At 30.8% G+C, this 14,312-nt stretch carries 16 protein-coding genes and 1 pseudogene; 7 read left to right on the top strand and 10 right to left on the bottom strand.

The features are described from left to right. The first annotated feature begins 58 nt into the window (after positions 1-58). Positions 59-1,435, top strand: coding sequence for an amino acid permease (locus ACM6UH_RS01230; protein ID WP_061050419.1), 1,377 nt, complete (start codon positions 59-61; stop codon positions 1,433-1,435). Between the two features lie 385 nt (positions 1,436-1,820). Next, positions 1,821-2,608, top strand: a pseudogene (locus tag ACM6UH_RS01225) (DUF3387 domain-containing protein); the annotation flags it as partial. A 39-nt stretch (positions 2,609-2,647) separates the two neighbouring features. Here ACM6UH_RS01225 and ACM6UH_RS01220 read toward each other — a convergent pair. The 6 genes from ACM6UH_RS01220 to ACM6UH_RS01195 all read right to left on the bottom strand — a co-directional run bounded on the left by ACM6UH_RS01220 (position 2,648) and on the right by ACM6UH_RS01195 (position 7,075). Further along, entirely contained in the window at positions 2,648-3,049 is a 402-nt protein-coding gene (locus tag ACM6UH_RS01220; RefSeq protein ID WP_047503021.1) for a hypothetical protein, read from the bottom strand. A gap of 411 nt (positions 3,050-3,460) precedes the next feature. Then, a complete protein-coding gene (locus tag ACM6UH_RS01215; protein WP_061050418.1) occupies positions 3,461-4,108 on the bottom strand; it encodes an NAD(P)H-binding protein in 648 nt (215 codons plus the stop codon). A 50-nt stretch (positions 4,109-4,158) separates the two neighbouring features. Beyond that, a complete protein-coding gene (locus tag ACM6UH_RS01210; protein WP_061050417.1) occupies positions 4,159-4,644 on the bottom strand; it encodes a flavodoxin family protein in 486 nt (161 codons plus the stop codon). Between the two features lie 17 nt (positions 4,645-4,661). Beyond that, the gene (locus tag ACM6UH_RS01205) at positions 4,662-5,627 is read right to left on the bottom strand and encodes an aldo/keto reductase (RefSeq protein ID WP_061050416.1); all 966 of its coding nucleotides are present in this window, start codon (positions 5,625-5,627) and stop codon (positions 4,662-4,664) included. A gap of 113 nt (positions 5,628-5,740) precedes the next feature. Next, complete coding sequence (locus ACM6UH_RS01200) at positions 5,741-6,589, bottom strand: aldo/keto reductase (RefSeq protein ID WP_069844461.1); 849 nt, start codon at positions 6,587-6,589, stop codon at positions 5,741-5,743. A 60-nt stretch (positions 6,590-6,649) separates the two neighbouring features. Next, positions 6,650-7,075, bottom strand: a complete 426-nt coding sequence (locus ACM6UH_RS01195; RefSeq protein WP_061050677.1) for a MerR family transcriptional regulator — start codon at positions 7,073-7,075, stop codon at positions 6,650-6,652. Between the two features lie 156 nt (positions 7,076-7,231). Here ACM6UH_RS01195 and ACM6UH_RS01190 point away from each other — a divergent pair, with 156 nt between their 5' ends. Further along, on the top strand, positions 7,232-8,551 hold the full coding sequence (locus ACM6UH_RS01190) for an MFS transporter (protein WP_061050414.1): 1,320 nt from the start codon (positions 7,232-7,234) through the stop codon (positions 8,549-8,551). 351 nt (positions 8,552-8,902) lie between these two features. Here the strand turns inward: ACM6UH_RS01190 and ACM6UH_RS01185 are convergent, their stop codons facing one another. The 4 genes from ACM6UH_RS01185 to ACM6UH_RS01170 all read right to left on the bottom strand — a co-directional run bounded on the left by ACM6UH_RS01185 (position 8,903) and on the right by ACM6UH_RS01170 (position 10,581). Continuing rightward, on the bottom strand, positions 8,903-9,040 hold the full coding sequence (locus ACM6UH_RS01185) for a hypothetical protein (RefSeq protein ID WP_096808032.1): 138 nt from the start codon (positions 9,038-9,040) through the stop codon (positions 8,903-8,905). 13 nt (positions 9,041-9,053) lie between these two features. Then, a complete protein-coding gene (locus tag ACM6UH_RS01180) occupies positions 9,054-9,938 on the bottom strand; it encodes a permease (RefSeq protein WP_061050413.1) in 885 nt (294 codons plus the stop codon). A gap of 89 nt (positions 9,939-10,027) precedes the next feature. After that, a complete protein-coding gene (locus ACM6UH_RS01175; RefSeq protein ID WP_061050412.1) occupies positions 10,028-10,348 on the bottom strand; it encodes an ArsR/SmtB family transcription factor in 321 nt (106 codons plus the stop codon). A 32-nt stretch (positions 10,349-10,380) separates the two neighbouring features. Next, the gene (locus ACM6UH_RS01170) at positions 10,381-10,581 is read right to left on the bottom strand and encodes a hypothetical protein (RefSeq protein WP_002452584.1); all 201 of its coding nucleotides are present in this window, start codon (positions 10,579-10,581) and stop codon (positions 10,381-10,383) included. Positions 10,582-10,785: 204 nt separating this feature from the next. Here ACM6UH_RS01170 and ACM6UH_RS01165 point away from each other — a divergent pair, with 204 nt between their 5' ends. From ACM6UH_RS01165 to chrA, 4 genes are read left to right on the top strand one after another with little or no spacing between them, the layout of a single operon-like run. Further along, entirely contained in the window at positions 10,786-11,100 is a 315-nt protein-coding gene (locus ACM6UH_RS01165) for an ArsR/SmtB family transcription factor (protein WP_061050411.1), read from the top strand. Next, the gene (gene arsB / locus ACM6UH_RS01160; RefSeq protein ID WP_172969232.1) at positions 11,097-12,389 is read left to right on the top strand and encodes an arsenite efflux transporter membrane subunit ArsB; all 1,293 of its coding nucleotides are present in this window, start codon (positions 11,097-11,099) and stop codon (positions 12,387-12,389) included. Before ACM6UH_RS01165 ends, arsB begins: the two co-directional genes overlap by 4 nt. A gap of 17 nt (positions 12,390-12,406) precedes the next feature. Continuing rightward, a complete protein-coding gene (arsC, locus tag ACM6UH_RS01155; RefSeq protein ID WP_061050409.1) occupies positions 12,407-12,799 on the top strand; it encodes an arsenate reductase (thioredoxin) in 393 nt (130 codons plus the stop codon). Positions 12,800-12,835: 36 nt separating this feature from the next. Beyond that, positions 12,836-13,999 carry a chromate efflux transporter gene (gene chrA / locus ACM6UH_RS01150; protein ID WP_061050408.1) on the top strand — a complete coding sequence of 388 codons (1,164 nt, stop codon included), beginning with the start codon at positions 12,836-12,838 and terminating at the stop codon, positions 13,997-13,999. The last annotated feature ends 313 nt before the right edge of the window (positions 14,000-14,312 follow it).

Genomic DNA, 14,312 nt, shown 5'->3' with positions numbered 1-14,312 from the left:
ATTTGAATGCATTCATACTATTTCAGTCATAACATTACTCATGAAAGGGAAGAAAATTATGGCAGAAGATAAACTGCAAAGAGAGTTAAGTAATAGACATATTCAACTTATCGCTATCGGTGGCGCGATTGGCACAGGACTATTCCTTGGGTCAGGAGAATCTATACATTTAGCTGGTCCATCTATTTTATTAACTTACGTCATTGTTGGCTTTGTATTATTTATGTTTATGAGAGCAATGGGCGAAATTCTTTTATCAAACTTAGGATTTAAATCATTTGGAGATATTGCACATTATTACCTCGGTCCAATTGCTGGATTTATGGTTGGTTGGACATATTGGCTTACTTGGATTATTTCAGGTATGGCTGAAGTTACAGCAGTTGCAAAGTATGTCGCATATTGGTATCCAACAGTACCGAACTGGCTTACAGCTGCATTTACCATTTTAGTATTAGTTGCTTTAAATTTATTTAGTGCAAAGTTATTCGGAGAATTAGAATTTTGGCTTTCAATAATTAAAGTTACAACGATTGTAGCTTTAATTATTGTTGGTATTGTAATGATTGTGCTTGGAATGAAAACTTCGTACGGCCAAGCAAGCGTGACAAACCTTTGGAGTAGAAGTGGCTTTTTCCCAAATGGTATTCAAGGTTTCTTAATGGCCTTCCAAATGGCTATCTTTTCATTTATTGGTATTGAGTTAATCGGAATTACAGCTGGAGAAACTAAAAATCCACATAAAACAATTCCTCAAGCAATTAATAATGTACCTGCACGTATTCTAATATTCTACATTGGATCATTAGCAGTCATTATGTCTGTAGTGCCATGGGACAAATTAAATCCTGCTGATAGTCCTTATGTAAAATTATTCGGACTGATTGGTATTCCATTTGCTGCAGGTATTATTAATTTTGTTGTATTAACAGCAGCCGCTTCTTCATGTAATAGTGGTATTTTCGCAAATAGCCGTACAATGTATGGTTTAGCTGGTCGTAAACAAGGCCCACCATTCTTACACAAAACAAACAAGCATGGTGTACCTCATTATGCAATTTTAGTAACTTGCGGTTTATTAAGTATTTCTGTAGTTTTAAATGCAATATTTAAGGATGCAACAAAAGTATTCGTTCAAATCACAATATTTTCAACAGTATTAAACATTTTAATTTGGACACTTATCATGATTGCCTATTTAAATTATGTCAAACGTAATCCTAAATTACACAAAGACAGTAAATTCAAAATGCCTGGTGGAAAATATATGGCCTTTGCAATTTTAGCTTTTTTTGCCTTTATCTTCATAATCTTATTAATTAATAGCTCAACAAGAATTGGCGTATTATTTATACCAGTATGGGTAATTATTCTTTGGATTATGTATCAAAATTATAAAAAAGAGTCTGATAAAGCGAAAGTTAAAATGGAATAATAATATTATTAAAAATTTTTTAATGTAATGAAAAAGCAAAGCTATATTCAACTCTATTTATTCTATATTTTAAAGGACTCATAGACGATGTCATCCAATTGTTTATAATATGAAGAAAATTTTGATTCAAATCTAATGTCTTTACACTAATCGTATTATTACTCATTTGAAACGTATTGTATGTTACAAGTCGTTCATTAGTTTTTGCATACAATACCATACCGAAACATTAACCCGTTCTGGTTTTAAGTGTAGTGCTTCATTTTTTACATAAGTAAAAATTTGATATAAAATTCTAGAATGAATGGTTTTGTATCAAAATATTGTGGCAAGGTCGTCGTATAGTATTTCGTATCAATAATTGAACATTGATTATTATAGGTTAGCATTGTGTGCAACAGAGGAAGCTGCTCAAGAACTGAATAGTGAAATTGCGTTTTTAAAAGCAGTAAAATCAGGACTTGTTAAATTATTAGCTCCACCTATTGAAGGAAGCAAGCGTAAAAAGACACCTGCTGAAATAGAAGCAGAAATAAATCAATTGATTTCAAAGTCAGTTGTAACTGAAGAAGTTGTAGATATTTATCAAACACTCGGAATTGAAAATCCAGATATCTCCATTTTATCTGACGATTTCTTGAAAGATGTAGAAGGTTTACAACAGAAAAATGTAGCTGTTGAATTATTGAATAAGTTACTTAAAGGGCAAGTAAAGTCATTAATGAAAACATATGCTACAGTATCTAAAAGATTTTCTGAGATGCTAAGTAAATCAATACAAAAATACAATAATCGTTCTATTGAAGCTTCAAAAGTAATAGAAGAATTAATTCAAATGGCTAAAGAAATTAAGCAAGAACAAAAACGAGGTAATAACTTAGGTTTAGTTACTGAAGAAATCGCATTTTATGATGCATTAGCTTCACATGAAACAGCAAAAGAGGCAATGGGCGATAAAGAATTAAGAGCCATTGCACATGAATAACTAAAACCGTTAAGGATAACATAAGTGGGGATTGGTCTAAACGTGATAGTGCCAAAGCTAAAATGAGAGTACAAGTTCGTAGATTATTAAAGAAATATGGCTATCCACCAGATCTTCAGAAAATAGCAGTAGAACAAGCAGTAGAACAAGCAGTAGAACAAGCAGAATTAATGGCAAGTCAGCAATAAAAATATATAATAATGCGGTTAGAGAAAGAATTTATTTCTCTAACCGCATTTATTATAATTCGATTTTAGTTTATATTTTAGATACATAGGAAGTAATTGACGACCATAAACTTGACTCTCACCATTTTCATTAATTAAAACTACAAAATAGTAGCATCCTCCATCTTTTAAATACATTTCCAAATCCCTTTTATTAACTTTATTTTGTTTAAATAAACTAGGGTGCTTCTTTTTTGCTTTCTTTCCTTTTATTTGAACAGGTATATTACCTAAATAATCATCTTTAGTCTGACTGATTGAATCATAAATTTTTAGATGTCCATCATAACCTGGTTCCTTATCTTCATTAGCAATATAGCTTTTAATTTTAGAAGTATGAAGGCAATAATTTTTAACAGCATCAGTAGCAAAGTTCTCTATCATATAACTATTCATTTCCATCTCAAATCACCTCAAATTATATTTTTCACAACCTATTTTTTAGTTTTATTTGTGATACGCTTCTGCTTATCGTGTTGTGATGCGGTTTTTTTAAATTTACATTTACTTATATATTAAATCAATCACTTAACTAAATAATTAATTATTATAAAGGTTACTCATTAACCTCCTATTTATAGTTATCATCTTGAACAATTTATATAATATACTATAAATTCAACTCTTGTGTATTAAAAAGTTGTTTTACCCTATGTAAATACAAACAAAAAGGCTATACTACAATTTGTTGTAGTATAGCTCTAAACTTATATTAAAAAAACTAACAACCAAGTTACATCTATTAGCATTATAATTAATTACCTTTAGCATTTATATCATAGCTATATTCCTTTATAATGCGCATTTACAACATTAATAAAATGATGGTTTACTTAATTTTTCTGAACCGGGACGATACACGCCTATACTTCTCTCATCAAATACATTTGTATCATCAGCAATAATTTCTGTAATGAGTTTTGTAACTGCTTCTCTAGATACTTCTGCACCTACAAAAGGTTCGCCTTTTTCAGTTAGCGCATAATCTTCATCATTATTGTCATTGTATAACCATGTTAAACGTAAAAGTGTGTATGATAGCCCTGAGTTCTCTATGGTTTTTGCAGATGATTTTTGCTCATCTAAACGTGGAGAATGGCCAATCATTTGACTATTCCACTCACCGAATTTACCGGCTACTTCGTCATAAATGCCTAATATCGAAGCGCCGATGATTTTGTTAACATGTTGGGCTTTCATCGTTTCAACAATATTTTCTGTTGCTTTAGACTGTCCCATATCATTTAAGTAAATTACATCAACATTTTTCATAGCTACTTGTAACGCAGTACGATCATTAAAATCTCCATCGATTAAAGTAACTCTATCATCTTGATAATTATTTAAACGTCTACTTGCATTTCGAGCAAATAGGACAAGCTCATGATTTGATTCTTTCAGTAAACCTTTAGTGACGAGTTGCGATATTTGCCCAGCTGCGCCTAAAATTAATATTTTCATTATAATTACACCTTTCCTTGCTTAATTTATTTTTCGTCAACAGTAAATATTCATGAGTAAAATTTATCTCTTAATTTGTTATTCTCATTAGAGGCAGTTTGATGATTTGTTATTGTTCCACAATAAGACATAAAAAATCGTCTACTGATATGTTTAATGACATTTTCTATTCCAGGAATCGCATCTTCTGGAGCTGTACCTTGCACAATTAAATATGAAACTTTCTCATATAATGGGTTTTCATCACTCTCTAAATTTAAGCCCATTAGTTCATTTAGTCTATCAATGAATGTTTTAAGATATCCTGTCATGTCAGACCAATAAATTGGTGTTCCAAAAGCTATAATGTCTGCATCAACAAGTTGCTTCATCACTTCTTCTAATTCATCAGTGTTATCTTGCTGACCTATTTGTGCTATGTGATAATTTTTTAAAGAGATTTCTGTATAATTAAGCTGGCTAAATAGCGCTTGTCCTAAAGATGAAGTCGTACCATTGTCGTCTTTACTTGCATTAATTAATATGCCTTTTTTCATATCATTCACCCATCTTTTTAAAAGTATGTTTCATCAATATCCAGTTTGTCTAAAGTTTCATTTAGATATTTAAGTTCAGAAGCGCTAAATTCTACTTCATTACTTTTTAAATTTTCTTTTAGACGCTCTATTTTAGTTGTCCCAGGTATTGGAATAATAAATTGCTTTTGATGCAGTTCCCATGAAAGCACAATTTGCGCAGGTGTTGCATTTTTATTTTTTGCCATTTGTTTAATTTCATCCAATACGGCTTGATTTTTTGCCATAACTTCAGGTTTAAATCTTCCCATTGTACTTCTTAAATCATCATCGGAAAATGTTTGATTATCTGAATACTTTCCACTTAAAAATCCATTACCTAAGGGACTATAAGCTATAAGAGCAACATTCTCTTGTTCACAAAATTCGAAAAGTTCATCTTCTGGTCCTCTATAGACCATAGAGTATTGGTTTTCTATAGCCGAAATTGGACATACCTTATGGGCCCTCTTAATATATTCAAGTGGTGCTTCTGATACTCCCCAGGCTTTAATCTTACCTTCTTGAATGAATTTATTCATCGTTTGTGCTACTGCTTCGGGTGATACTTCAGGATCAACACGGTGTTGAAAATATAAATCTATATAATCAGTTTGCAACCTTTTTAAAGATGCTTCTAATTGCTGTCTTATACTCTCGGGCTTACTATCAAGCTTGTTCTGTGGTTTATTATTCACCATCTCTTGTCCCGTAATACCAAACTTCGTAGCAATAACTACATTTTCTCTCGTTCCTCTAAATACTTCACCTAATAACTTTTCATTAGCGTCGCCATAAACTGGCGCTGTATCCACAAAATTACATCCTAAATCAATGGCTTGTTTTAATAACTTTTCCATTTCTAAACGATCAGATTGTGGACCATAAGCGTGATCCATCCCCATAGCGCCTAAACCTATTGCCGAAACCTCTATATTAGAACTTCCTAAAACTCTCTTTTTCATGAGAACGCACCTCCTATGTTTAAAATCGTACACCCTTGAGTTAACTTCAAGGCAAATCATAAAGCTTATAAAAAATCCCGAAACACTAAGAAGTTGTTCCAGGATTTATTATTTTAAACATTTAATTTTCTGCTAGAAAGTGCCTTAATCATCTCAGGATCAGCATGTGAAAAGAACTGACTATTACTTTCTTCTAGTGTGGCAATTTTATTTTTATCTTCATCTGACAATTCAAAGTCAAATATATTCATATTTTGTACCATTCTTTCTGAGTTAACCGATTTTGCAAGTACAACAATATCGCGTTCTACTAACCAACGTAGTATGACTTGTGCTATTGATTTATCATATTTATCCCCAATCTCTTGTAATACTTCATTTTGGAATAAATTATTTTTTCCTTCTGCAAAAGGCGCCCAAGCTTCAACTATTACATTTTCTTTCTGTAATGCGGTTACTAGCTCTTCTTGTTGATGGAAAGGATTAATTTCTATCTGATTAACTTCAGGTTGTATGCTGTTGTTAATACCTAAATCTACAACACGGTCAATACCAAAATTAGAAACACCAATTGCTCTAATTTTACCCTGTTCTTTCAATTCTTCTAATGCTCTCCAAGAACCATAAACATCATTATAAGGTTGATGAATAAGTACTAGATCTATATAATCAATATCTAACCTCTCTAAAGAGCGATCAATAGATTTTAACGTATCTTCATAATTAACATTTTCTATCCAAACTTTTGTTGTTATAAATAACGCTTCTCTATCTACACCTGATGCTTTAATGCCTTGCCCCACTTCAGTTTCATTCAAATAGCTTTGAGCCGTATCAATATGTCTATAACCTGCTTTAATTGCTTCAATAACAGCATTTTTTGTTTCTTCTTGAGGAATTTGAAATACGCCGAAACCTAATACCGGTATTTTAACGTCTTTACTTATTTCAATATTTTTCATATAAAAACCTCCTTAATAAGATAATATCACTATAAACAATGGAGTTAACTCAACAGCAAGCTAAATGTTTATTTTTTTCTCCCAAAGTCTCTCTACATTTTCTGCATCAAATGCGCCAGCCTCAATTTTAGCAATATGACTATCATAATTATCGATTTTATATTGCAATAAATCTCTTGCGTTAAGAACTTCTTTCAATTTTACATTTAATTCATCGAGTTGATTATTTAAAACTTGTTTTTGTTGATTTTGTATATATTGATCTTTAGATAACTGTCCTAATCTACAAAACTCGATAAGGGATTCAATACTAACACCAGCTCTTCTTAAGTGTTTCACTAAATAAATCCAGTTTAAATCGTTATCTTTATAAACTCGATAACCATTTTTGTCACGATCAACAGGGGGTATGACACCAACTTTTTCATAATATCTAAGTGTATCTTGTGAAATTTCCATGAGTTCGACAACTTCTTTTGTTTTCATGACATCCATCCTTTCCACCAGTATATTTATCGTAAACTATAGAGTTAACTTCATAGCAAGTCAAAAATAAAAATTTTCAACTTCCTATAATTGTTGCTTGCATTGGACCTCACTCCACACTTTATAATCATTTTATTAAATTAAAGGAGTTTTCTTATGAAACACACATACGGTATCGTATTACCCATTATTTTATTTAGCTACTTTTTAATCTTAATGGATAATTCAATTATATTCACAAGTACAGTAAAAATAGCACAAGACCTTAACATGGATGCCACTTCACTTTCATGGGTCTCTAACGCTTACACCATAACTTTCGGTGGCTTTTTACTGCTTGCTGGTAGACTTGGTGACTTACTCGGTCGCAAAAAAATATTTCTCATTGGTTTGATTACTTTTGGTATATCCAGCTTATTAATAGGTGTATCTCAGACGGATTACCAAATTATTACTTTTAGAGCAATTCAGGGTGTTGGATCAGCTATTATCGCACCTACTTCACTGGCCCTTCTTATGGATACGTATAAAGGAACAAAACGTGTCAGAGCAATTAGCTATTATGGTGCAACGGCGGGCATAGGTTCTAGTGTGGGCCTACTTCTAGGAGGATGGTTAACGAGTGTTATAAGTTGGCGTTCAGGATTTTTAATTAACGTTCCATTTACTATAATATTAATTATATTAACACTATTGTACGTTAAACAAACGCCAGTAAAACGTACAAAAATTGATTATTTCGGTGCACTTATTTCTATTATTGCAGCCATGAATTTAGTTTATGGCATCACTGCTAATTCAATAACTTTCATTATTCTAGGATTAATTTTTTTGGTAGCTTTTGTTTGGTTAGAAAAAAAATTAGATTATGCTTTAATGCCTATGTCTTTATTCAAAAGTTCAGTTCGTTCAGGTGCATATATAGGTAGATTTATCTTTATGATGGCTATGCTTTCTTATTGGTTTATACTTCCTCAAATAATGCAACAAATTTATCACTACACACCATTGCAAGCGGGAATTGGATTTTTACCACTTACAATCGTAAACTTTATTGCTGCCATGTATTTACCCGTAATCACAGAAAAATATGGAAATACTAAAGTGTTGATAGCAGGACAAATAATATTAATTTTAGGCTTAATTATTTCTGCATTAATTAATCCAACAAATGGTTATTGGTTAGCAATTGGATTGCCTATGATACTTATAGGATTAGGTCAAGGATGGATTCTTGCACCACTTACTAGCGCTGGTATTTATAAAGTTGATAGTAAAATAGCTGGCGCAGCAAGCGGCATGACTAATAGCATGCACCAATTAGGCGGACCCGTAGGTTTGTCCATTATCGTATTATTCACCGCTCAAATTACAAGCATAATCATTTATTATCATATAGTTATGTGGATGATAGCAGGTTACATGATTATTTCATTTATTATCATCATCTTTTCACAGAAAGAAGAGATACAATGATTAGTTTCTATATATAACACCATAAAGTAGATTCATAGTTTTATACAACCGGAAAATTCCCATGATATTTTCCAGTTATATATACTTTCATGATAAAGTTATATTTTAAAATACAAAAACAAAATTTTCACCTTTTAATTCTTCATCAAAAGGTCATTTGTTATAGGTCTCTGCGTATCGGTTAGTGATGCGGTTTTTAATTAACGTCTTTTTGTTATAAGTCTTAAAAAATATTAAATAAACAACATCATTTTCCTTAACTGAAACGAAAGAACGACAAGTTCCATACTATTACTTTGGAATTTGTCGTTCATTTATTTATTAGAAGCATATATTTTACAGACTTCTAAATTAATTGTTACAACAATTGTTATTATCTTCTTGCTCTTTTTCATCTTTTTCTTTTTTTTCGTTCTTTTCCTCAATTTCTACCGAACAACATGACTGTTCTTGAGGTTTTATTTTTTTTAATGCGTCTTTAATACCCATTATTTCACCTCCTTTAAATAATGATATTCACAATCAAACCTGTAACAATAGCCACAACTAAAATTGCAATAATGAATGATATTACAAATTTTTTCTTGAATAGCTTAGATAGCAATACGACCTCTGGAATACTTGCGCCAGCACCACCAATTATTAATGCAACTACTGTTCCTAGCGACATACCTTTTGATACTAATGCTTCGGCTATAGGTAACATTGTTTCTGGTCTGATATACATAGGGATACCGATAACAGAAGCAATAAACACCGATATAAAACCATCACCACTTGCATACTTAGTTATAAATTCTTCAGGTATGAATCCATATATAAAGGCACCAATAAATACACCAATAAATAGATAAGGTAACATTGGGTATAAAAATGCCCACGCATCGTTTAATGCTTGTTTAAAACGAGATCCTGTTTTATTAGCAAAAAAGCCATCACCTTTAACATTGACCCCTTTATAACTTTCAGCTAAATTCATTTTTGAAAATACTAAACCTGTTAAAATACTGAAAATTGCTAGTACTACAAAATAAACAATGGCTACTTTCCATCCTAATAAAGCCCATAACATAAATATCATTAGTGGGTTCATTAACGGTGAAGCAATTAAGAAACTCATTGCTGGACCAAAAGGAACTTTGGAATTTAATAGACCTGCAAGTATTGGAATAGTTGAACAAGAACAAAATGGTGTAACAGCACCAAATATCATACCTAATATATAATTGACGACTTCATTAGGTTTGCTCAAAAGCTTTATAATTTTTTCTTCTGAAACAACTTGTTGAATCAGACTTACTATAAAACTCACTACTATAAATAGTAATAATAATTCAAAAAATAACATCAGAAATGTTTTTATGAATTCCAAAATTGAATCTATCATTAGTATAAGGCCTCCGAATTCATTTAATCAACTTTTCTTGATGTATTAATCAAAAAAATTTGATTAATTCTATGTTATAAAGAAGATACTTAAGGTATCTTACAGCAAGTATCTTCATTTAAAACCACCTGTATTTGTTGCTCATTAATTTTATAATAATTCCATGTGCCATGCTTTTCAGCAATAAGAATATTTGCATCTACTAATTTTTTTAAATGATAGGAAAGTTTAGATTGTTTTAACGCTAATAATTCTTCTAGATCACAAACACATAAAGATTTTGAATCGCTTTGACGTATTGATTGTAGAATTTTAAGCCTGATTTTATCAGCTAGCGCATTAAACATCTGTTCATAAAAGTCTAATTGTTCTTTCTCACTTCTATTAGGACTGGACTTAATAATTTCCATTAAATAATCACCTCTCTTATATATAGATATTTCTATTTTTGTTTGAGTTCTTGTATTGCTTGATTAAAATGAGTTTCTGTTATTTTACCATACATGTCAGGTTCTCCTTTAAAGAACTCATTTTTCATATATGATATAGCTTCTTTTAAAGAAACTTCTCTTGATATCATAATTAGATTTAAGTAGCTAACAAAATAATCAACAGATAATGTACCTGCATGATTTATTCTCATAAAATCGAACTCCTTTATAAAATACTAAAATGATACATCAATTTTTTTTGATGTATTAAATATAAATTATTATTTCAACTTTTGCAAGATAATAAAACTAGTTATTTAGGACGCATTCTAATCTAATACTAAAATTAGTCAAAAAACTACATAGACATAAAGCTATATAGATGTTAATCTATGTAATGAATAGGAGGTATATTTATGTCTTATAAAGAATTATCAGCAATATTAAAAGTTTTATCTGATCCAAGCAGATTAGAAATAATAGATTTACTTTCATGTGGTGAACTATGTGCTTGTGATTTACTGGAACATTTTCAATTTTCACAGCCTACGCTAAGTCATCATATGAAGTCATTAGTCGATAAGCAATTAGTTCTTTCAAGAAAAGAAGGTAATAAACATATGTATCGACTTAATCATGAAATTTTAAATGATGTTAATCATAACTTAAATCTTATTAATACATCTAACGAACGATGTGTATGTAAAAGTATGAAACAAGGTGAGTGTTGATGACAATATTAGCAATTGTGATTTTTCTTTTAACTTTAACCTTTGTGATATGGCAACCGAAAGGTTTAAATATTGGTATTACAGCTTTAATTGGAGCTGTCGTTGCTATCATTACGGGAGTCGTAAGTTTTTCCGATGTATTAGAAGTAACAGGTATTGTTTGGAATGCTACTTTAACATTTGTAGCTGTTATTCTTATTTCATTAATATTAGATGAAATTGGATTTTTTGAATGGTCTGCGATACATATGGTCAAGGCTTCAAACGGTAATGGATTAAAAATGTTTGTTTTCATCATGATATTAGGGGCAATTGTAGCAGCCTTCTTCGCAAATGATGGTGCAGCTTTAATACTGACGCCTATTGTTTTAGCAATGGTACGTAGTCTAGGTTTTGATAAAAAAGCGATATTTCCATTTATTATTGCTAGTGGTTTTATTGCAGATACCACATCATTACCACTTATTGTTAGTAATTTAGTTAATATTGTTTCTGCTGATTACTTTGATATTGGATTTGTTGAGTACTTCAGTAAAATGATTATTCCTAATATATTCTCTTTAATCGCAAGTATTCTTGTCTTATGGCTTTATTTTAGAAAGTCTATCCCAGGAAAATTTGATGCAGTAAATATTAGAGAACCAAAAGAAGCGATTAAGGACAAAAAGCTTTTTAACATCTCGTGGATTGTACTCACTGTATTGCTAGTTGGTTATTTAATAAGTGAGTTTATAAATATTCCAGTATCAATTATTGCTGGTATCATTGCTTTAATATTTGTATTATTAGCACGTAAATCTAAGGCTGTTCATACGAAACAAGTAATTAAAGGTGCACCATGGAATATTGTTGTATTTTCTATTGGTATGTACTTAGTTGTATTTGGTTTAAAAAATGTAGGTATCACAACAATTTTAGCCGACGTATTATCTAATATTTCAATTCATGGATTGTTTGGCAGTATCATGGGCATGGGCTTTATATCGGCCTTTTTATCATCAATTATGAATAATATGCCTACAGTTTTAATAGATGCAATAGCGATTGGTCAATCTCAAACAACAGGCATACTCAAGGAAGGTATGATTTATGCGAATGTTATCGGATCTGATTTAGGACCTAAAATAACACCCATTGGTTCGTTAGCAACACTTCTCTGGTTACATGTACTTACTCAAAAAGGTGTTAAAATTTCTTGGGGAACATACTTTAAAACCGGTATTATTATAACGATTCCAGTATTATTTATTACACTGTTAGGGTTATATCTTACACTAATTATATTTTAAGAAAAGAGGTCTTAATTATGGATAAGAAAACAATTTATTTTATATGTACAGGAAACTCTTGTCGTAGCCAAATGGCTGAAGGTTGGGGAAAGGAAATATTGGGTGAAGATTGGAATGTCTATTCTGCTGGTATTGAAACACATGGTGTTAATCCTAAAGCAATAGAAGCTATGAAAGAAGTAGATATTGATATATCAAACCATACGTCAGACTTGATTGATAATGATATTTTAAAACAATCAGATTTGGTCGTGACGTTATGTAGCGATGCAGACGATAATTGTCCTATTTTACCACCAAACGTTAAAAAAGAGCATTGGGGTTTTGATGATCCAGCAGGTAAAGAGTGGTCAGAATTTCAACGTGTTAGAGACGAAATTGGCAAAAAAATTAAAGAATTTGATAGTTAAGTAAAAAATTAATCAACGAAATACAAGGAGCTTTTTATGTATAAATATATAAATATATTTTTAGTTGCATTAAAACTTGGATTACTATCATTTGGAGGACCAACTGCCCACTTAGGTTATTTTTATGATGAGTATGTTAAGAAAAGAAAATGGCTTGATGAAAAAGAATACTCAGATTTAGTAGCGCTATGCCAGTTTTTACCTGGACCTGCAAGCAGCCAAGTTGGTATTGGTATAGGAACTATTAGAGGAGGAATTCTGGGAGGAATTATTTCTTTTATTGGTTTTACACTTCCTTCTGTGATTATACTTATGGTTTTTTCAGCATTAATTATTAACAATGATTCTAGTTTAACTTGGATGCAAGGATTAAAACTAGTAGCTGTTGCCATTGTTGCCCAAGCCGTAATAGGTATGGGTAAAAAATTAACTAATACTAAAAGTACCATTACATTGGCATTATTTGTTCTTATATTATCTCTAACAATCGATAATCTTTATATTCAAGTAATCGCATTATCTATTACTGGTATATATGGTCTTATCTTTTTAAAAGAAACCTCTACAGATAAAAATTATTTAAGAGTGAAGACATTTAAATTACCTAAAATGTTAGGTTTTATTTCAATTTCATTATTTTTTTTACTATTAACTGTATTGCCTATAGTTAGTTCTATGACGAATAATTTATGGCTTAGAATGTTCGATAGTTTTTATAGATCTGGTTCTTTAGTGTTTGGAGGTGGTCATGTCGTATTACCTTTATTAGAAAATGAGTTTGTACCACAAGGTTTAATATCACCTGATAGCTTCATAACGGGTTATGCTGCTGCTCAAGCTGTACCTGGACCATTATTTACGTTCGCTTCATATATTGGCATGTCTATAGAAGGTATTGGAGGAGGAATTTTGGCTACTGTCGCTATATTCCTACCAGCATTTCTATTATTATTTGGAGTGTTACCATTTTGGGATAATATTAAATCTAACACTTATGCTGAAGGTTTTTTAAAAGGTATAAGCGCGGGTGTAGTCGGTATTCTTATCGCTGCATTTTATAATCCGATTTGGGCTTCAACTATTAAATCAGAATTAGACTTTGTTCTAGCTAGCTCATTATTCGTATTCCTGGTGTATTATAAATTACCTTCCTGGTCTATTGTACTAATAGGCATTATAATAGGTATAATGTTTTACTAATCTTTCTCGTTCATAATCAAAGAATAAATTTTATAAGTATAGTTATTAAAGTAACCATTATAAATTAAAATAATTGATTTCGTGTAATTATAGTATCTTATCTCAATGTAAAAGATAGTAAAAAACCATTAATTATGTAGTGAGCCCAAAAAGTAAAACTTTTTGGGCTCACTACATTTCCACTAGAAAAGGTTTTATATTAATTTTATAAATCTATTGCTATTATGACTAATTAGGAATCATATCTATATTTCTTTTAAACTTCTATTTATTCTAAATAAACTTGGTGGTATTATAATATCTGATTGTCTTA

The organism is Staphylococcus sp. LKG4-2 (assembly GCF_050955665.1).
GTDB classification, from domain to species: Bacteria; Bacillota; Bacilli; order Staphylococcales; family Staphylococcaceae; genus Staphylococcus; species Staphylococcus saprophyticus.
Note: the sequence above shows the minus strand (reverse complement) of the source record. Positions and strands in the feature narration are given on the sequence as shown.

Bases quoted from the DNA above. Each gene is read 5' to 3' on its own strand.
- ACM6UH_RS01195 (WP_061050677.1), bottom strand. From the start codon at position 7,075: ATGAAAACAAAAGAAGTTGTCGAACTCATGGAAATTTCACAAGATACA.
- ACM6UH_RS01215 (WP_061050418.1), bottom strand. From the start codon at position 4,108: ATGAAAATATTAATTTTAGGCGCAGCTGGGCAAATATCGCAACTCGTC.
- ACM6UH_RS01230 (WP_061050419.1), top strand. From the start codon at position 59: ATGGCAGAAGATAAACTGCAAAGAGAGTTAAGTAATAGACATATTCAA.
- chrA (WP_061050408.1), top strand. From the start codon at position 12,836: ATGTATAAATATATAAATATATTTTTAGTTGCATTAAAACTTGGATTA.
- ACM6UH_RS01170 (WP_002452584.1), bottom strand. From the start codon at position 10,581: ATGAGAATAAATCATGCAGGTACATTATCTGTTGATTATTTTGTTAGC.
- ACM6UH_RS01220 (WP_047503021.1), bottom strand. From the start codon at position 3,049: ATGGAAATGAATAGTTATATGATAGAGAACTTTGCTACTGATGCTGTT.
- ACM6UH_RS01185 (WP_096808032.1), bottom strand. From the start codon at position 9,040: ATGGGTATTAAAGACGCATTAAAAAAAATAAAACCTCAAGAACAGTCA.
- ACM6UH_RS01180 (WP_061050413.1), bottom strand. From the start codon at position 9,938: ATGATAGATTCAATTTTGGAATTCATAAAAACATTTCTGATGTTATTT.
- ACM6UH_RS01175 (WP_061050412.1), bottom strand. From the start codon at position 10,348: ATGGAAATTATTAAGTCCAGTCCTAATAGAAGTGAGAAAGAACAATTA.
- ACM6UH_RS01205 (WP_061050416.1), bottom strand. From the start codon at position 5,627: ATGAAAAAGAGAGTTTTAGGAAGTTCTAATATAGAGGTTTCGGCAATA.
- ACM6UH_RS01200 (WP_069844461.1), bottom strand. From the start codon at position 6,589: ATGAAAAATATTGAAATAAGTAAAGACGTTAAAATACCGGTATTAGGT.
- ACM6UH_RS01165 (WP_061050411.1), top strand. From the start codon at position 10,786: ATGTCTTATAAAGAATTATCAGCAATATTAAAAGTTTTATCTGATCCA.
- ACM6UH_RS01210 (WP_061050417.1), bottom strand. From the start codon at position 4,644: ATGAAAAAAGGCATATTAATTAATGCAAGTAAAGACGACAATGGTACG.
- arsC (WP_061050409.1), top strand. From the start codon at position 12,407: ATGGATAAGAAAACAATTTATTTTATATGTACAGGAAACTCTTGTCGT.
- ACM6UH_RS01190 (WP_061050414.1), top strand. From the start codon at position 7,232: ATGAAACACACATACGGTATCGTATTACCCATTATTTTATTTAGCTAC.